14 protein-coding genes and 1 tRNA gene are annotated in these 18,226 nt (G+C 52.6%); 11 read left to right on the top strand and 4 right to left on the bottom strand.

The window, feature by feature from the left end; translation table 11 throughout:
* Positions 1-17 precede the first annotated feature (17 nt).
* From lipB to truA, 3 genes are all read left to right on the top strand, one after another.
* Positions 18-704, top strand: coding sequence for a lipoyl(octanoyl) transferase LipB (gene lipB / locus C7382_RS10195; RefSeq protein WP_243405680.1), 687 nt, complete (start codon positions 18-20; stop codon positions 702-704).
* A gap of 155 nt (positions 705-859) precedes the next feature.
* Entirely contained in the window at positions 860-3,229 is a 2,370-nt protein-coding gene (gene topA, locus C7382_RS07595; RefSeq protein WP_116679690.1) for a type I DNA topoisomerase, read from the top strand.
* A complete protein-coding gene (gene truA, locus C7382_RS07590) occupies positions 3,230-3,988 on the top strand; it encodes a tRNA pseudouridine(38-40) synthase TruA (protein WP_116679689.1) in 759 nt (252 codons plus the stop codon). It begins immediately after the preceding gene.
* A 37-nt stretch (positions 3,989-4,025) separates the two neighbouring features.
* Here truA and C7382_RS07585 read toward each other — a convergent pair whose 3' ends face one another.
* Complete coding sequence (locus tag C7382_RS07585; protein WP_116679688.1) at positions 4,026-5,294, bottom strand: Y-family DNA polymerase; 1,269 nt, start codon at positions 5,292-5,294, stop codon at positions 4,026-4,028.
* A gap of 6 nt (positions 5,295-5,300) precedes the next feature.
* Positions 5,301-5,726, bottom strand: a complete 426-nt coding sequence (locus tag C7382_RS07580; RefSeq protein ID WP_116679687.1) for a LexA family protein — start codon at positions 5,724-5,726, stop codon at positions 5,301-5,303.
* 165 nt (positions 5,727-5,891) lie between these two features.
* Here C7382_RS07580 and rpe point away from each other — a divergent pair, with 165 nt between their 5' ends.
* Together rpe and C7382_RS07570 are read left to right on the top strand one after the other, a co-directional pair.
* Positions 5,892-6,548: a ribulose-phosphate 3-epimerase gene (rpe, locus tag C7382_RS07575; protein WP_116679686.1), complete on the top strand. Its 657-nt coding sequence runs from the start codon at positions 5,892-5,894 to the stop codon at positions 6,546-6,548.
* Between the two features lie 8 nt (positions 6,549-6,556).
* Positions 6,557-8,095, top strand: a complete 1,539-nt coding sequence (locus C7382_RS07570; RefSeq protein ID WP_116679685.1) for a ComEC/Rec2 family competence protein — start codon at positions 6,557-6,559, stop codon at positions 8,093-8,095.
* Here the strand turns inward: C7382_RS07570 and C7382_RS07565 are convergent.
* Together C7382_RS07565 and C7382_RS07560 are read right to left on the bottom strand one after the other, a co-directional pair.
* Positions 8,049-8,594 (bottom strand): shikimate kinase, encoded by a 546-nt coding sequence (locus C7382_RS07565; protein WP_116679684.1) that lies wholly within the window; start codon positions 8,592-8,594, stop codon positions 8,049-8,051. The two genes, C7382_RS07570 and C7382_RS07565, sit on opposite strands and share 47 nt — an antisense overlap.
* Before the next feature lie 29 nt (positions 8,595-8,623).
* A complete protein-coding gene (locus C7382_RS07560) occupies positions 8,624-10,711 on the bottom strand; it encodes an HD family phosphohydrolase (protein ID WP_116679705.1) in 2,088 nt (695 codons plus the stop codon).
* Between the two features lie 875 nt (positions 10,712-11,586).
* Here C7382_RS07560 and C7382_RS07555 point away from each other — a divergent pair.
* From C7382_RS07555 to C7382_RS07530, 6 genes are all read left to right on the top strand, one after another.
* Positions 11,587-13,707: a tetratricopeptide repeat protein gene (locus C7382_RS07555; RefSeq protein WP_116679704.1), complete on the top strand. Its 2,121-nt coding sequence runs from the start codon at positions 11,587-11,589 to the stop codon at positions 13,705-13,707.
* A 39-nt stretch (positions 13,708-13,746) separates the two neighbouring features.
* A complete protein-coding gene (locus C7382_RS07550; RefSeq protein WP_243405679.1) occupies positions 13,747-15,873 on the top strand; it encodes a M3 family metallopeptidase in 2,127 nt (708 codons plus the stop codon).
* Between the two features lie 78 nt (positions 15,874-15,951).
* A complete protein-coding gene (locus tag C7382_RS07545) occupies positions 15,952-16,596 on the top strand; it encodes a hypothetical protein (RefSeq protein WP_116679682.1) in 645 nt (214 codons plus the stop codon).
* 147 nt (positions 16,597-16,743) lie between these two features.
* Positions 16,744-16,815 (top strand) — tRNA-His (locus C7382_RS07540).
* A 159-nt stretch (positions 16,816-16,974) separates the two neighbouring features.
* Positions 16,975-17,319 (top strand): nuclear transport factor 2 family protein, encoded by a 345-nt coding sequence (locus tag C7382_RS07535; protein WP_116679681.1) that lies wholly within the window; start codon positions 16,975-16,977, stop codon positions 17,317-17,319.
* A 27-nt stretch (positions 17,320-17,346) separates the two neighbouring features.
* Positions 17,347-17,964: a YiiX/YebB-like N1pC/P60 family cysteine hydrolase gene (locus tag C7382_RS07530; RefSeq protein WP_116679680.1), complete on the top strand. Its 618-nt coding sequence runs from the start codon at positions 17,347-17,349 to the stop codon at positions 17,962-17,964.
* Positions 17,965-18,226 lie beyond the last annotated feature (262 nt).

Here is an 18,226-nt window from a genome sequence, read left to right as displayed (position 1 = left end):
TAAGCATTCGAGACTTTGTGCCTCATCTATCGCGCGCCGAATACACCTATCAAGACTGTGGACGTATTGATTACGAATCGGCACTGAACCTGCAACGCGATCTCTTCACGCAAGCGGTAGATACCAAGCTCGAAGGGCATACACCGGAGAATACGCTTCTCTTCTGCGAACATGAGCCGGTGCTCACGTTGGGTAAGCACGGACACGAAGAAAATCTGCTGCTCCCTGAGCAATTACTCAAGAATCGTGGCATCCGTCTATACCATATAGAAAGAGGTGGCGACATCACTTTTCACGGACCGGGACAGATCACAGGCTATCCGATCTTCGACCTCGAACAGTATGGCATCGGCTTGCGCACCTATATTGAGATATTGGAGCAGTGCATCATTGACCTGATAGCCATCTTCGGACTCAAAGGAGAACGCAGTGCCGGAGCCTCGGGCGTATGGCTCGATCCGGACATCCCTGGACGCGCACGCAAGATATGCGCCATCGGCGTGAAGAGCAGCAGACACGTGACGATGCATGGTTTTGCCTTGAACGTGAATACGGATTTGGATTATTTCAAGCTCATCAATCCCTGTGGTTTCTCTGACAGAGGCGTTACTTCGATCGCTCAAGAGCTGGGCCGAGAGCAAGACTTCATCCTCGTCAAGCAGCAGCTCGAAGCCATCTTCCGACGCAACTTCGGCGCCTTATAACTCGTCCTTATCTTCCATTCAACCACGTTTGCTCAGAGTTCGGCCAAACATATAAAAAGGTTCGAACGGCTGCGTGTATTTGGCGCCACATTTGCATTGCAATACGAATACATTACCTTTGCGCGCAAAATACACTCCACGCCAACAACATGAGGATGAAAAATTTAGTCATCGTAGAGTCTCCGGCAAAAGCTAAAACGATAGCACGATTCTTGGGTCCGGATTTTCAAGTACTATCGAGCTACGGCCACATCCGCGACCTCAAGCCCAATAAATTCAGTGTTGACATCAAGAATAATTATGAGCCTGAATATGAGATTCCGACTGATAAGCGCTCTGTTGTCAAAGAGCTGAAGACTCAAGCTGACAAAGCCGATTACATCTGGTTGGCTTCCGATGAGGACCGCGAAGGAGAAGCCATCGCATGGCATTTGTATGAGGTATTGGGATTGCAGAACAGACCTACGAAGCGAATTGTCTTCCATGAAATCACCGAGTCGGCCATCAAGGCAGCCATTGAGAACCCGCGTGACATCGACATCCATCTGGTAGATGCTCAGCAAGCGCGACGCGTACTCGACCGCATCGTGGGCTTCGAGCTATCGCCCGTACTCTGGAGGCGCATCCGTCCTTCCCTATCGGCAGGACGCGTCCAGTCCGTATCCTTGCGCCTCATTGTGGAAAGAGAACGTGAGATCAATACCTTCGTTCCCGAAGTTTCGTATCGGACTGTTATCGAGTTTATCTTGCCGGATGGCAAGGCATTGACAGCCGAATTACAGACTCGGTTCAAAACAAAAGAAGAGGCTCGCCGTTTTCTGGAGCAGAGCATCGGAGCTGACTTCCGCATCACGGACGTCACCAAGCGCCCGGGCAAGCGCTCTCCGGCCATGCCCTTCACCACCTCCACCCTCCAACAGGAAGCTGCTCGCAAGCTCGGATACACCGTAGTCCAGACGATGCGCATCGCACAGAAGTTGTACGAGGAAGGACTTATCACCTATATGCGTACCGACTCGGTCAATCTGTCGGATCTGGCATTAGGCGCACTCAAGAAAGAAATAACGGAACAGTGGGGTGAGAAGTACTATCAATTCCGTCGCTATAAGACCAAGACCAAGGGTGCTCAGGAAGCACACGAAGCCATCCGTCCTACCTATATAAATAAGGCCGAAATAGAAGGTACACCACAGGAGCAGAAACTTTACCAACTGATTCGTCGCAGGACAATCGCTTCGCAGATGGCAGATGCCGTTCTCGAAAGGACAACTATCACCATCGGATCGAACAAATTCGAAGACACACTCTCCGTTCAAGGCGAAGTCATCACATTCGATGGCTTCTTAGGAGTCTATCGAGAGGACACCGACGAAGAGCAGACATCAGCAGGAATGGAGGAACGTCTGTTACCCTTGGCACATGCCGGCGACACGCTTCGCTTGCAGCAAGCCAAAGCGACCGAGAGCTTCACCCAGCGTCCTCCGCGCTACACGGAAGCCAGTCTCGTGCACAAGATGGAAGAACTGGGTATCGGCCGACCATCCACCTATGCACCTACGATCCAGACAATACAAAACCGCAACTATGTCGTGCGTGGCGACAAGCCGGGGAAGAATCGTGATTACGTCGTGCTCGAATACGCAGCAGGCAAGGATATAACCGAAACCGTCCGCACCGAACAGACAGGACAAGATCGCAACAAACTTCTACCCACCGATATGGGATTGATTGTGAACGACTTCCTCGTAGCTTCGTTCCCTCAGGTAGTGGATTATAACTTCACCGCAAAAGTGGAAAAGGAGTTCGACCAAATAGCCGAAGGCAAGCTACAGTGGCAAAAGCAGATCGGTATTTTCTATGACAAATTTCATCCGCGCGTAGTGGAGGCTTCAGCTTTTGATCCGGAGCAGCGCGTCGGCGACAGGATGTTGGGGACCGATCCCTCCAGTGGTGAACCTATCATCGTACGAGTAGGACGCTATGGCCCCATGGTACAGAAGGGACACACCGACAAAGAGAACGGCATCAAGCCTCAATTTGCCTCCCTCCAACCCAATCAATCGATCGACTCCATCACGTTAGAGGAAGCATTGGAGCTATTCCTCCTCCCTAAGAAATTAGGAGAGTACGAGAGCGCAGAGATCACAGTGGCCATCGGACGCTTCGGCCCTTACGTCAAGCACGCGGGTAAGTTCGTCGGTCTTCCCAAAGGAGTCGATCCGCTTAGCCTGACCTTAGACGATGCCATTGAGCTGATCCAAGACAAACGCATGGCTGAAGAGAAGAATCTGCTCAAAAGCTTTGCTGAGCATCCTGATATGGAAATCCGTACCGGACGCTTCGGAGCATACATCAAGTACCAAACCAATAACTACAAAATCCCCAAGACCGTCGAGCGTCCCGAAGAGTTGACGTACGAAGACTGCCTGAAGTTTGTAGAGGAAAGCCCTGCCAAGACGACCAAGAGCAAGAAAAAAGAGCCGGCCAAAAAGACAACGGCAAAGAAGGCTGCCAAGAAAGACTAAATGGGTCGCTTCTTTATCTACTTAGCCTATAACGGCACTCGCTATAGCGGTTGGCAGACTCAGCCTAACGCGCCGAGTGTGCAACAGACGATCGAAGAAGCGTTGACGACCATCCTCCGCACGCCCATCAGTTTAGTGGGTGCGGGCAGGACGGATGCAGGGGTGCATGCGCATGAGATGATCGCGCATAGCGATCTCCCCTGCCAAGCGGGTGAAGAAGCTGCCCTTCTCGTTGACAGGCTCAATAAACTCCTCCCTCGCGACATCGTAATCTACCGCATCGTACCCGTCCGACAGGATGCGCACGCTCGATTCGATGCCGTCTCCAGAACCTATCACTACTATCTGACAGAGGATAAAGATCCGTTCTCGGACGGCCTGATGCTCAAAACGTATCGCCGTCTCGACTATGCTCGCATGAATGAAGCCGCCGCCCTCCTCTTCGAGTACGTAGACTTCACCAGCTTCTGCAAGCTGCATACGGATGTAAAGACCAACAATTGTCGTGTGACAGAAGCCCGCTGGATACCACTTGAGAAAGCCGGACAATGGGTCTTCGTCATCACTGCAGATCGCTTCTTACGCAATATGGTCCGCGCCATCGTCGGCACGCTCTTCCACGTGGGTACGGGCAAACTGTCCGTCGAGGACTTCCGACGCATCATCCAATCCCAAGATCGCGGACAGGCCGGCTCATCGGCTCCCGCACACGCCCTCTATCTGGAGCGAGTAGTTTACCCCTCCGAGCTATTTCTTTAAGCTGTCGCGTATAGCTATCTTCCGAAGAGACGCTCCCTTATTTTTTCGTTGGTGGCAGGACGATGTCGATGACTTCGTTCAGACTCGTTGTGTAGTCTCGTGAACGATATTTGGATGACGAGATAACGGCTTTCTCTTCATGCACACCCTGTATCGCCATCGCCAGACTATCCCTTCCATAACGGCCTCGGATATTGTCCACCGCATGCAGGAAACGCTCTTGGCGAGCACGGTCTATGGGGTCGAACAGACTGAGCTGATAGGCCTCAGTGACGATGTCGGACAAGATAACTCCCGCCTGCTTATAGGGCACATGAGGGCGGTAAATCTCTTGCAGCAGCGAGCGGATATGTGGCAATAGTTCGGAAGGATCGGCCGTGGCCACGGGTAAGCTCATTTCATTGGAGGCAGCATAACGATTCTCTTGGTCGAAACGACTACTACTCACGAATATACTCAGCCTGCAGGCTCTCTCCTTCTCTCTGCGCAACTTGCCACAAGTACTATCGGCAAAGACGGCCAAGTATTTGAGCAGGGCGTCAAACTCATAGCACGGACGGGCAAAAGAACGTGTGGTACAAATGCTCTGACGGGGATGAGACGATGCAAACTCGATGCAAGCCACTCCCTTCAGCTCCTGCCAAGTCCTCACGCCCGTTATGCCCGCCAGCCGACGGACGCGCCCTTCCGACATCTGGCAAAAGTCGGTAGCCGTATTGACGCCATAGTAGTAGAGTTTTTTGGAGAGTCGGCGCCCTATCCCCCACACATCGCCTACCTCGAACGAGCGAAGCGCCTTCTCGCGCTTCTCTTCTGTGTCGATGGCACATACCCCTTTATAACCGGCATATTGTTTGGCATACTTGCCTGCCACTTTGGCGAGCGTCATCGTCTCGGCTATCCCGATGCTCACGGGTATGCCTGTGCATTGCTGCACACGACGAGCCAGTTTTCGACACAGCGTCATATAATCCGCCACGTCGGTCAAGTCCATGAAGCATTCGTCCACCGAATAGACCGACATATGCGGCACCATCTCTGTCACAAGAGACATCACCCGTCGCGACATATCGCCATAGAGGACAAAGTTAGAACTCAGATAAGCCACATCGTGACGACGGATAAGCTCCTGCACCTTGAAGAAAGGCTGCCCCATCCCTATGCCGATAGCTTTGGCCTCGTTGCTTCGCGCTATGATGCAGCCATCATTCCCCGACAGGACAACGACTGGTCGATGGCAAAGCGCCGGATTGAAAACGCGCTCGCAACTGACAAAAAAGTTGTTACAGTCTAAGAGAGCATACACAGGCGACTATCTCCTTGTCTTGTGAATACAATAAGTGACGATACCCCAGATGGTGAAGTCGTCCGACTCGGTTACGTGAATCGTGGGATAGTCCGGATTGGCGGGAACGAGCAGGATCTCTTCCGCCGTGATGCGGATCGTCTTGAGAGTGAACTCTCCATCAAGGAAGCAGACTGCCATATCCCCGTCACGCGGATTGAGGGATTTGTCGATCACCAATAAATCCCCGTCAAACACATGGGCATCCTCCATCGAATTGCCCCTCACTCGTCCGTAGAAAGTACTCTGCGGATGGGCGATAAGCTCGTGATTCAAGTCGATCGCCACATCCAAATAGTCCTGCGCCGGCGTGGGGAATCCGGCGCGTATGCCCTCGTCTGCAAAAGGAAGCAGGACGGAAGAGCCTGTATCGGTCTGGAATAATTCTATCATCTCTCGACAAATATAAAGAATTACATTAGGTTGAGATTGAGAGCTCACTCCGGAAACAAATCGGACTATCTATGCGCTTCTAATAAGCGAATCGAAGACGGGAAAAGGATTACGGGTCGGAAGAAAGGCATAACTTTGTGGCAACTAACTAACCACAAACGCGATATGAAACCCATCATATCTCCCTCGCTACTCTCGGCCGACTTCTTGCACTTGGCCGATGACATAGAGATGATCAATCGCAGCGATGCCGACTGGCTGCATATCGACATCATGGACGGCGTCTTCGTCCCCAACCTCTCGTTCGGCTTCCCCATCCTGGAGGCTATCCGCCCGATCTGTAAGAAACCGCTTGACGTCCACTTGATGATCGTGGAGCCGATGAAGTTCGTGGACCGACTGGCCGAACTGGGCGTGCACATGATGAACGTGCACTACGAAGCCAGCCCGCACCTGCATCGCTCATTGGCCGCCATCCGCAAGGCCGGCATGAAGTCGGGCGTCACGCTCAATCCCCACACCCCCGTAGAAACCTTGACCGACGTACTGGAAGAGGCCGACATGGTGCTGTTGATGAGTGTGAATCCGGGGTTCGGAGGACAGAAGTTCATCGAAAGAGCGACTGATAAGACACGTCGCCTCCGCGAGATGATAGACCGCCGAGGGCTGAATACGCTCATCCAGATAGACGGAGGTGTCAATGCCACCACCGGCAAGCAACTGATCGAAGCCGGTGCCGATTCGCTCGTGGCAGGAAGCTATGTCTTCGGAGCCGAAAAACCGGAGGAAGCCATCAGTCTGCTCAAAAGTTATCGCCGCTAAGGGGTGATATGACGTTCCTTCGGAGACTCCACATCCGCAGGCGCCCCTTTCTATCGCCGCTGCTCTTCCTCGTCGTAGGCATAGCTCTGGCCACATACCTTCGGACCCCTACCGTCGTGCTTGTCGCACTGACGGCAGGGGTCTTGCTTTTGCCTGCATCTTTCCTCTTCGGGCGCATCATTGGTCCTCGTGGCATCTATCTTCTGCGTCGGGGATGGATAGCCTCGCTCTTGATTGGCACGGGAGCCTTGTCCACACAACTCTCCTTAGAAAGGATGACAGCATCGGCTCCCGAGAACCTGCCGATGGGCACATCCTTCTATGTTGAGAGCAATCCCGAATGGCGGGGGGACAAACTGCGGATGCTCGTGCGTCCGGTCACGGGAGACACGTCGCCTTCCTATCTATTATATATACGAGGACATGAGAGAAAGGAGGCTATCCGTCGGGGCCAAGTGCTCGGCATTAACCGTATGTACACCCGCTCGATCGCCCAATGGGAGAAGCAGGCACCCGCGATGGGACGATACCTCGCCGGCAGAGGCATAAGCGGCACGCTCCACACAAGTCGGCAAGCGATCACACTGCAGCCGATAACAGGAGAACGCCCTTTCTCTCTGCGCAAGACTGCGATGGATGTATCGGACTGGTTGGCTGCAACGCTACAGACGCTCTCGCCCGCGCTATCCGACTCACAGCGCAGTATGCTGGAGACTATGTGTCTGGGACGATACGGAGATGATCCTGCTCTGCGCAAGGCCTTCACCGCCGCAGGCGTAGCACATATTTTGGCCGTGAGCGGCTTCCACGTGGTCATCATCTTGAGTGCCATCGGACTTTTATTTCGTGCCTTGCCGATCCCGCAACGATGGAAGAGAGCCGAGTGGCTCCTATTGTTGATCGGAGGATGGAGCTACGCCTTCGTCTGCGGACTGGGTGCCCCCGGCATCCGCTCGATGGTCATGGTTACGCTCTATATCATCGGCAAACTGCTGGGACGGCCTGCAGACGGGCTGAATATATGGGCTGCCGCGGCTTTCATGACACTCGTGACCAATCCTTTTGCCTACTATGATCTGGGCTTTCTGCTGAGCTATGCCGCCGTGGCTTCCATCCTGATTTTCTTCCACCCGATTATCGGCCTTGTACCCAACGTGCGCCAGCCCGTGCTCCGCCTCTGCCGCGACAGCATCGGTGTCTGTCTGTCCGCTCAGGCATTTACCTTACCGCTCGTCGCCCACTTTTTCGGACGCATCGGTCTGGTATTTCTCTGGGTCAATCTCCCGCTCACCCTCATCGTCTCGATACTCATTCCTGCCACCCTTCTCTATATGATCGTGGCGGCGTTGGGATGGTCTGTTGGGATACTGGGAAGTCTGGTCACCCTCTGTGCGCAATGGACGGAAGAGTTGGTGACGGCTGCGGCCTACGTGGCTCCGAGTTTCGAACGCACGTGGCAACCGTCTCTACCTGTAACAGCGGCGATTATCGTGGGAATGGTTATGGCAGGAATCCTTTGGCGCGCAAGTCTTCGACGATATGAATGACCAGCTTGGTCTCATCCTCCTCGGTCACCAGCTCATCGGCATTGACTACGACTCGGGCAGCCCGATACAGCTCGCCCCGCACAGCCATCTCCTCACGGACATGAGCCAGCAGTTCTGCACCGGTCTTATCTTTCACCTTCGGGCGTGTACGTTTGCACAGCTCCAAGCGTAGGGCGAGCACCTCGTCCGAAACCTCCAGATATAGCGTCAGGCCGGCCTCATTCATGAGTGCCATATTGTCCGAATGGCAGGGCAGTCCCCCACCCGTGGCGATCACCGTCTTCTCCATGCCCGACAATTCCTCAATGACAACGCGCTCTCGTCGGCGGAATACGGCTTCGCCCTCGTCGGCAAACATATCCGCTACTCGCTTGCGGAAACGATTCTCAATAAAGAAGTCCGTGTCGATAAACTTCCACCCGAGCATATCGGCCATCTTGCGCCCCACGGTGCTCTTGCCGGAGCCCATATAGCCTACGATAAAAATAGTAGTCTGCATCGTGCTTCTCGTTCCGAGATTCCCCTACCCTACACAGCTCCTCCCGATGCGGGAGAGACAGTCTCAGGATCTTTCTCCTGCTCTTTCTTCTTCAGCTCGGGATAGGTGATGCGTGAGTGGTACATGATCTTGATCTTCTCGAAGAAGACTTCCTTGCAAACGCGTATGTCACGGAATGTAAGCGGCGTATCTTCCAGCAGCCCGTCTTGCAGGATGCTATCTACGATCCTGTCGATAAGCTCGCGGATCCCTTCCTCCGTATGACGATTGAGGCTTCGGCTCGACGCCTCTATGGCATCGGCCATCATCAAGATAGCGGTCTCCTTGCTGAAGGGATTAGGACCCGGATAGGTGAAAATTTCGGGATCCACCTCCGTGTCTGGATACTGATTGCAGTACGAATTGTAGAAGTATTTGGCTTTGCCTCGGCCATGGTGCGTTCGGATAAAGTCGATGACCGAGTTGGGCAATCCGTGTTTCTGTGCCAATGCGATACCGTCAGTCACATGGCGGATGATAATGCGCGCGCTCTCATCGAAGGGGAGCTTGGAATGCGGATTCTCCGCTCCCTGATTTTCTGTGAAGTAGGAAGGATTCTTCATCTTGCCGATGTCGTGATAGAGGGCTCCCGTGCGCACGAGTTGCACGTCCGCCCCGATCTTCGTCGCCGCTTCCGTCGCCAAAATGGATACCTGTATCGAGTGCTGGAAGGTACCGGGTGCCACCTCCGAGAGCTGGCTGAGCAAAGGCGTGTTCACGTCGCTCAGCTCTACCAGACTGATATTGGACACATAGCCGAAAGCGCGTTCCACCAGATACACCAGCAGATAACTGAACATGAGGAATATCAGATTCACCCCGAAGTAGAGCACATTGAGCCCGTCGGTTGTCTCCAGTCTGCCATCCTGCATGAGCGAGAATGAGAGCTGCACTACCGAATAGGAGAGGAAGACGAGGAAGGTCGTGCGCACGAGTTGGAGACGGGAGGTCAGGCGGCGCATACTCGTCACCGACACGATACCGGCTATCATCTGCAGCATGATAAATTCGTAAGTATCCCGTACAAACATGGCAGCGATCAGCACATTGATCACATGCACAAAGAAAGCGGTACGAGAGTCATGGAACGTACGCACCAGAATGGGCAGGATGATGAAGGGGATGATATAGATATTGAACCAACTGAAATGGATGGTCAGCTCGGTGATGAGGTTAAGGATGAGCACCAGTGAAAGGATGAAGAGCGAATTGTGCAGGCGGTTGAAGAGGTGATGCCGGAAGTAAAGCATATAGGCCCACAATCCCAGCAGCAGGAAGATGATGACGAGGAACACACCCAGATTGCGTGTAAACTGATAAGCAGAGCCTCCCGAACGCTCCTCGTAGGACTTCTTGAGCGACTGTAGCACATTGTACGTGTGGCCATCCACGATCTCGCCCGTGCCAACAATACGTTCACCAGCTTGTACCACACCGGTGGATACGGACAGATTTTGCAATTCCTCTTGCAACACCTGTCGGTACATATCGGGGCTTTCCGTCAGATTCACCCGCAGATAATTGGTCAGATTCAGTTTCCGCAGCACTTCCCTGTCCAACTGAATCGGTGCCTCGTCGATCAACATCTCATAGGCTTCCTTGAGCGTATAGAAACGAGTGATCGGTTCGCGCGTGGACTGACGGTCGGACTGGAGCAGATTCACCTCCATCTCATCATTGGTATGCAGCGCCTTGCTGTCCTCATTGCTGATGAGCCCTTTCCGATAAATCTGGCGGAGGAAGTCCACGATGTAGAGGTCATACACGGACGATAGTTGACCCTTGTGATTCTTCTCATAGTCGTTGCGCCAAGCCAACTGCATCTGCGCTCCCACTGTTTCGTCCATCGTGAAATAGGGCTTGATGGTGCTGCGCACGCTGTCACGCTCGGCATCAAGTATCGCCTGCGGCTTGTAGATGTGGAAGTCGTAGGGCGCTGTCAGCAGTTCGTACTGCCAGGGCTTGCCACGATGGAACTGATACTTGAATTTCAATTCCTGCGGAGCAAAGAATGTGAGAATCAGTGCCGTCAGGAAGAAGAAAAACAATGCCTTATATTGGGTCTTTACCTTTTTCATCTGCAATAGAGGATTGAATTGCTTGTCTATCTCGATAAAATCAGAGGAGTGGAGGAGTGGAGGCGCGCTGTCGAACAATCCGCCCACCCTTTAACGACTGTTTATCACACGAATAGACAACTCTACAAAGATAGAACAATTGCAGAAGCAGAAAGATTGCTTTTCGCCAAATTCAGCCGTGCATCCCATCTATAAAACATGAGTTCGATCGATGCTTAGGAAATTTCATCCCCTCAACGGTCAATCTGCCGGCCTTTATCAGTCGAATGATTAAAATCGACTGGTTTTCAATTCATTGCAGCCTGTAGCATGCACAAAAGCATTGTACTCGAAGACTATTTCATAGTATAATGCCTACAAAAGCAAATGATATAGCAGCCATTACAGGCTGTAATGGCATCAAAAACAAATGCTTTTAACGTCATTATAGCCTATCATGCACTCAAAAGCAAACGACACAATAGTCGTTACAGTATATAATGCACCCAAAAGCAAATGATATACCAGTCGTTACAGTATATAACGCACCTAAAAGCAGTGTGATTAGAGTCATCGTACGTGAACGACAACTAAAAAAACTGTTTTCGGGACTATTCGGACATTGATGATGATCCAAAAAACAGAAATTCTACAGATGTGTAGGCGGTACAAGCTTGGTTTGCAGCTTTTTTATCATCAGATCAATGGTCATACATTGCTTGTAGAGATAACAAATAGTCATCCGCTCCGTTTGAGGGAAACAAATGGTTATGTCCAACAAATAGGCTTGCGGGATTGTTATTTTGTTATGGAGCTGCGCACGGAGGGTTGGTGTGCAGGCCGATATTAGTATTTTTGCAAGCGATCGAAAAGAGAAAAAGCAGGGTGTCAGCATAGTGAACCATCAATTACAACAGATCTATCAAGCCGTCGGAGACGGGCTTCTGAGTGAAGCCTTCGACCACGTGCGCGCTTCTGCTACGCCACAGCAGTCCTATCTGCTTACGCGTATCGACGAGTTGGAGGGCGTGTATCGACAACTCCTTTCTTATTTTGCGCGTGGAGTAAAGGACGAGAAGCAGGCCGAAATGCTTATCTACCTCCGTCGTCAGCTCATGGACATCGCCGCTGAAGTACAGCTCGGATCGATGATTGGGCAAGGAGCCGGACTATTCCTCGACCGCCTGCGCTATCGTCGCAGCATCGGCTTCGAAAACCTAACCAATCTCCTCGCACAAGCAGCAGAGAGCACAGGTCGCAAGCAATATGACGAGTTGGTGCGTCTCATCTTCGACAGCCTGTGGACTGCCGATACCCTCACCGAGGAAGAGGCCGCAGCCTTATCGCAGGCAGACGAATACATCCGTCTGGCAGCGGCTTCGGCTGTTACGATGGGCTTGCTACAGCGTTGGGACATCCGCAAGCTCTGCTTCCTGCTGGAAGAATTGGCGCGGACAAATGCCTCGGCGGACTATCGCGCCCGTCTGCTCATCGGAGCCGTGCTCGCGATACGCACCTACCCTCATCACGCACGTCTCTACTCAGAGGAGATCGGCTCCCGACTGGAAGCCATCCACGAGCAGATGCCGCTGGACTCGGCTCTGGAGACGCTGACGATACGCTTCCTCTTTGCTCGTGAGACGGAGTCGATCACCAGACATCTGCAAGACGAACTCTTTGTCGATATGCAGAAGATGGCCCCCGATCTGCGCAAGTTCGGCATGGGCGACATCGACTCCATCCAAGAGACGGCCAATCCGGAGTGGATGGACGAACTGGAGAAGAGCGGTCTCGGCAGCAAGATCCGCGAGTTCTCCGAGCTACAACTCGAAGGAGCGGACGTGATGCACTCCTCGTTCATGAATTTGAAGGGGAGCAGCTTCTTCCGCGACATGCACAATTGGTTCCTGCCCTTCGACGCTGAGCACAGCCGAATAGCACCACTCTTGGAAGGCAATGCGCTGATGAAGCAGCTCTTAGAGACGATAGGGCCGCAGCTCTGTAATTCGGATCGTTACTCCTTTATCCTGTCCGTGGAGAGCATCCCCTCGGCTCTGCGTGGCTCTGCCATGGGAGCCATGGGCGGAGAACTGGAAGCGATGAAAGAGCAGATGCGCGCCGATGTGCCCACTGGTGATGCAGACAAACTCGACGCAGCCATCAAGGGCTACCTGCAAGACCTATACCGATTCTATAAGGTATATGAGCGGAAGAATGAGTTCGACGACATTTTCTGTACAACCATCTCTCCCGATCTGCCACTCATCGGCCGCTATATGCAGAAGCGGGAGACGCTCCTGCACATAGCCGAGTTCCTCTTCCGTCGCAAGCATTACGAAGAGGCGGCTAATCTCTATGCCGAGCTGACCGATGGCAAAGGCTCCACCGACACGACCCTGCTACAGAAATGGGGCTTTTCGCTCCAGCAGCAGGGACGCTACGAGGAGGCTTTGGCAGCTTATACACGTGCCGAGCTGATCGACACAGAGAATGAATGGCTCCTGAGACGGATGGCACACTGCTATCGCCTCCTGCATCGTCCGGCAGAAGCGGCCGACATATTTACCCAATTATTCGAGTGCCATCCCGACGAGGCGGCATTGCTCCTACAGAAAGGCAATGCGCTGGTCGAGGACGGACAATATAATGAAGCCCTGAAGAGTTTCTTCCAGTATGAGTTCAGTGTGGAGGATGCAGCCAAGGCTCGTCGTCCCATCGCTTGGTGCCTATTCCTCACAGGGCAGTACGAACGCGCCTGCGACTACTATGGCATGATACTCGACTCTGACAGTAATCTCACATTCACGGACCGCCTCAACGCCGGACACACAGCTCTGGCCATGGGACGGATAGCGGAGGCCATCGATCACTACCAGATCGGGCAGAAGCTGACACCGGGAGGGAAGACTGAGTTCCTCGCAGCCTATACGGCGGATATGCCGGCTCTGCTCGCCGCCCATGTGGACGAGACGACCATCCGACTGATTCCGGAAGTATTGCGGCTGCATCCTCTCTAAGAAAAAAAACTAATGTTTCATCTCACAAAATCTCAATCAATGAGTAAAAAATTTGTTTTTGCAATTAGTGTTATGGCTTTGCTCACAGCATGTAATGGCAGTAAGTCGGGAGACACAGCCCTCTCGGACAACCCTCTTTTGACGAAGAGTACACTCTTCCTGGAGGCACCGGACTTCGACAAGATCAAAACCGAGCACTTCATGCCCGCTTTCAAAGCCGGTATGAAGCAGCATCTCGCTGAGATCGACTCGATCGTAAACAATACGGAAGCTCCCACTTTCGAGAATACGCTCGTAGCTATGGAGCGTTCGGGACAGACGCTTACGCGTGTATCCAATATCTTCTTCAATCTGACCAGCGCCAATACAAATGACGACCTGCAGAAGATCGAAGAGGAAGTATCCCCCCTCTTGGCAGCTCATAGCGATGCCATCTACCTGAACGATAAACTCTTTGCACGTGTCAAGGCTGTTTACGAAGGAGATAAGACCGGTATCGATGCCGAAGGCCTGAAGCTCATCCAAGAGTATTACGACCGCTTCGTACGCTCCGGCGCCAACCTCAATGCCGAAGACAAGGCAAAGCTCATGGAGCTGAACAAAGAGGAGGCTACGCTGAGCACCGACTTCGGCAACAAGCTGATCACAGCCGGTAATGCCGCTGCCGTGATCGTGAGCTCGAAGGACTCTCTCGACGGCCTCACCGAGGCAGAAATAGCCAAAGCTGCCGATGATGCCAAAGCTGCGGGCAAGGAAGGCAAGTATCTGATCAACATCACCAATACGACGCAGCAGGACATCCTGGCTTCGTTGAACAACCGCACCATACGTCAGCGCGTACTCGACGCATCTCTCTATCGCACAGAGAAGGGCGACTCGAACGATACGCAAGCTATCGTACTCCGCTTGGCCAAGCTGCGTGCACAGAAGGCTCGTCTGCTCGGTTTCCCCAACTATGCAGCATGGAAGCTCCAGAACCAGATGGCCAAAACACCTGAGACGGTATTTGCATTTATCAAATCTATAGCTACACCCTATGCACCCAGCGCACAGAAGGATGCAGCCGCACTGCAAGCTTATGCCAAGGCACAAGGACTCGAAGGCGACCTGACAGCTGCCGACTGGAGCTACTACGCCAACAAAATGCGTAAGGAAAAATACGGTTTGGACGAGAACGAAGTGAAGCAATACTTCGTGACGGACAGCGTGCTGAAGAATGGTGTATTCTTCATGGCTCAAAAGCTGTACGGCCTCACGTTCAAGGAGCGTAACGACCTGCCCGTATATGCCGAAGACGTACGCGTATTCGACGTTATCGACCACGATGGCAAGCAAATTGGTCTCTTCTACACAGACCTCTATCGTCGCCCGACGAAGAGTGGCGGTGCATGGATGAGCAACTGGGTAGAGCAGAGCCACCTCTTGGGACAGAAGCCTGTTATCTACAACGTATGTAACTACACCAAGGGTACGAACGGCCAACCTTCGTTGATCAACTTCGACGAAGTGACGACACTCTTCCACGAATTCGGTCACGCGCTGCACGGTATGTTTGCCAACCAGCAGTATCCTTCACTCTCAGGCACTAACGTTGCTCGTGACTTCGTAGAGATGCCTTCTCAGATCCATGAGCACTTCGCCATGGAGCCCGAAGTATTTGCCAACTACGCCAAGCACTGGAAGACGCAGGAGCCTATGCCTGCCGATCTGGTACAGAAGATCAAGGATGCAGCCGGCTTCAATCAGGCTTACGCTTTGGGCGAAAACCTCGCGGCCGTCAGCCTCGACCTTGCATGGCACTCTCTCACGGTAGAAGAAGCCGAAGCGATCACGGATGTAGCTAAGTTCGAAGAAGAAGCTCTGCGCAAGGTAGGTCTCTACAACCCGCAGATTCCTCCCCGCTACCGCTCTTCTTACTTCCGGCACATTTGGAGCAATGGCTATGCCTCCGGCTACTATGCTTATCTCTGGAGTGAAGTACTGGACAACAACGCTTATCAGTGGATGGTGGCCAACGGTGGTATGAAACTCGAAAACGGTCAGCGTCTCCGCGACATGATCCTCTCTCGCGGTAATACGCAGGACTTCAATACGATCTTCACTGCTTTCACGGGCCTGCAAAAGCCAGACATCAAGGATTTGCTCCGCGCCCGCGGTCTCCAGTAATCCCAACGAAGCAAGAGGCTGTGTCGCCGGTAGTACAAGACCGAGGCACAGCCTCTTTCTTTTTTATACTATACACACATGAAAAAAGGTGACTTACTCATTCTCTTGATCATCGGCCTGATGCTCGGTTTGATGCTCTCGCCCTGGACTTCTGAGACCTTCAACTCGCTTAGCCGCAACTATCCTTATACGATCGGCTTCTTCAAGTTTGCCGTCTTGGCTACCATAGGCGAAGTACTGGCAGGACGCATCAAAGCCGGACGCTACGTATGCCCCCGTTACCTCTGGGCACGCATTGTGATATGGGGCATCGTCGGCATACTCATTGTCTTCAACTTCGCATTATACGAAGCCGGTGTGCGGGGCATTATTGCTCGAGGATTGCTACCGGATATCGCTGCTCCTCTCTATACAGCCTTCCTCATTTCGTCCGTAATGAATCTAACCTTTGGCCCGGCCTTCATGGCTGCTCACCGCATCAGCGATGCCTATTTGGACAATATGGCCGGAGGTGCCGGAGGAAGCATACGGCTCGCCGTGGAGCGTGTGGACTGGAATCGCTTCATGACCTTTGTCGTGGGCAAAACGATCCCGTTCTTCTGGATACCGGCACACACGATCACGTTCCTCCTGCCGCCCGAATACCGTGTATTTGTCGCTGCACTCCTTTCCATCGCCCTCGGGCTGATCCTCGCCTTGGCCTCCTCCCGCCAACCGAAATAATAAGGAACGAGTCCATATTCCACGAATCACAAGCAGACGCACACAAACAAAAGTTTGAGTTCTTCTGATTTATCGTGGCAAAAAGCTTGCAGGAGTAAAAAAAGATACTACCTTTGCACCGCTGCTCGCAAGAGTGTCATCATGATGGTGGGCGTAGTTCAGTGGTAGAGCAACGGATTGTGGTTCCGTCTGTCGTGGGTTCGAGTCCCATCGTCCACCCCTCAATCATTTTTTTTGAGAAGCTGTTTCAATTTCGGTTGAAGCAGCTTCTTTTTTTTATCTGCCTTTCACCCTTGGGAGATGCCGCCTAAGATGTAGCAAATGGGATAATCATTACATTTGTCACCTATCAAGTCAATACATAAACAGGAAAGACGTATGAAAACATGGAAAATAGCCACCACCCTATTTATGGGTGCATGGCTGGTAGGATGTAGCAATTCAGGCCCGAAGGATGCAGTGAAGAACTTTATGGAAAACATGGCCGTTCAGAAGGTGGACGAAGCCAAGAAGTACGCCACAGAGCGCACGCACAAGCTCATTGACCTCGCCACAACGCTCGATGGCGAGATCAAGCCGAACTATAAGTTCGTCTTCATCAAGGACAGCATCGTGGATCAAGAGGCTTGGGTTACTTTCGTCGACTTAGACAATGACACCACGACTACACGCGTAGTCCGTGTAGATGGCAAGTGGCTCGTGGATCAGCCAATGGGCAAATAGCATCGCCCTCCTAAAAACCGGTGTAGGATGCAGCGCAAATTATTCTTTTGCATCATCGGTTTCATGTCCCTCCTTCTCTGTATGGGCGCATGCTCACAGCGAAGGGGGGACAATGCCAATGTGCCGGTTTTTCCCGAAGACACCAAATTACGAGATGGCGATCTCATCTGCCGTCTGGGTACGGCATGGTATTCGCAGCTCATCAGTCGTCGAGCTTCGAGCATATCGGGATATAGCCATGTGGGAATCATCCTGCATGCAGGCACAGATAGTTGTGTCGTCTTACATACAGAAGGAGATACTGGTGCGGCTGGTCAAGCAGGTATTGCCGCGGAACCACTTACTTCTTTTCTGAAGCACTCGCGTCGAGCAGGCGTATACCGCCTCGCGCTGTCGGACTCGGTTCGAGCACGTTTCATCGCTGCGGCATTGGCCTATCGAGAGCGAGCTGTACCTTTTGATTATGCCTTCGACTCCGATTCGGATGCCGAATTATACTGCACCGAGTATGTGGCCGTCAGCTTGCTGAAAGCCGACACATTACTTCCGCTGCGTCCCTCCTTCCATATCGCCGGGCGCACAGTCTTCTCCCCCGACGACGTCCTTTCCCTCTCAGGCACAGCATGCATCGCACAAACAAACTAAACAATTTGTATCCGATCAGCCTCTCTTAAATTGTTTCGTGGAGCAGAAGGCAAGGAGCATGGGAGGAGCCTTCTTTTTGCTACATTTGCACCGCAGCAGGAAGTTAGCTGAAAAATAAACAGATGAATATCAGAACATTCTGCCCGCAAACAGTAAATGCTCGTTATAAATGACTACAATGATGAGAAATAACCGTAGTAATATAGCCCGTAGGATCTACCCCACTCTCTTCCCTTTTCCCCTAACGTGCGCGCATTGGCGT

Source organism: Porphyromonas loveana (assembly GCF_003096695.1).
GTDB classification, from domain to species: domain Bacteria; phylum Bacteroidota; class Bacteroidia; order Bacteroidales; family Porphyromonadaceae; genus Porphyromonas; species Porphyromonas loveana.
This window is presented reverse-complemented; position numbering and strand designations above follow the sequence as displayed.

Bases quoted from the DNA above. Each gene is read 5' to 3' on its own strand.
- topA (WP_116679690.1), top strand. From the start codon at position 860: ATGAAAAATTTAGTCATCGTAGAGTCTCCGGCAAAAGCTAAAACGATA.
- truA (WP_116679689.1), top strand. From the start codon at position 3,230: ATGGGTCGCTTCTTTATCTACTTAGCCTATAACGGCACTCGCTATAGC.
- C7382_RS07580 (WP_116679687.1), bottom strand. From the start codon at position 5,726: ATGATAGAATTATTCCAGACCGATACAGGCTCTTCCGTCCTGCTTCCT.
- rpe (WP_116679686.1), top strand. From the start codon at position 5,892: ATGAAACCCATCATATCTCCCTCGCTACTCTCGGCCGACTTCTTGCAC.
- C7382_RS07570 (WP_116679685.1), top strand. From the start codon at position 6,557: ATGACGTTCCTTCGGAGACTCCACATCCGCAGGCGCCCCTTTCTATCG.
- C7382_RS07565 (WP_116679684.1), bottom strand. From the start codon at position 8,594: ATGCAGACTACTATTTTTATCGTAGGCTATATGGGCTCCGGCAAGAGC.
- C7382_RS07560 (WP_116679705.1), bottom strand. From the start codon at position 10,711: ATGAAAAAGGTAAAGACCCAATATAAGGCATTGTTTTTCTTCTTCCTG.
- C7382_RS07550 (WP_243405679.1), top strand. From the start codon at position 13,747: ATGAGTAAAAAATTTGTTTTTGCAATTAGTGTTATGGCTTTGCTCACA.
- C7382_RS07545 (WP_116679682.1), top strand. From the start codon at position 15,952: ATGAAAAAAGGTGACTTACTCATTCTCTTGATCATCGGCCTGATGCTC.
- C7382_RS07535 (WP_116679681.1), top strand. From the start codon at position 16,975: ATGAAAACATGGAAAATAGCCACCACCCTATTTATGGGTGCATGGCTG.
- C7382_RS07530 (WP_116679680.1), top strand. From the start codon at position 17,347: ATGCAGCGCAAATTATTCTTTTGCATCATCGGTTTCATGTCCCTCCTT.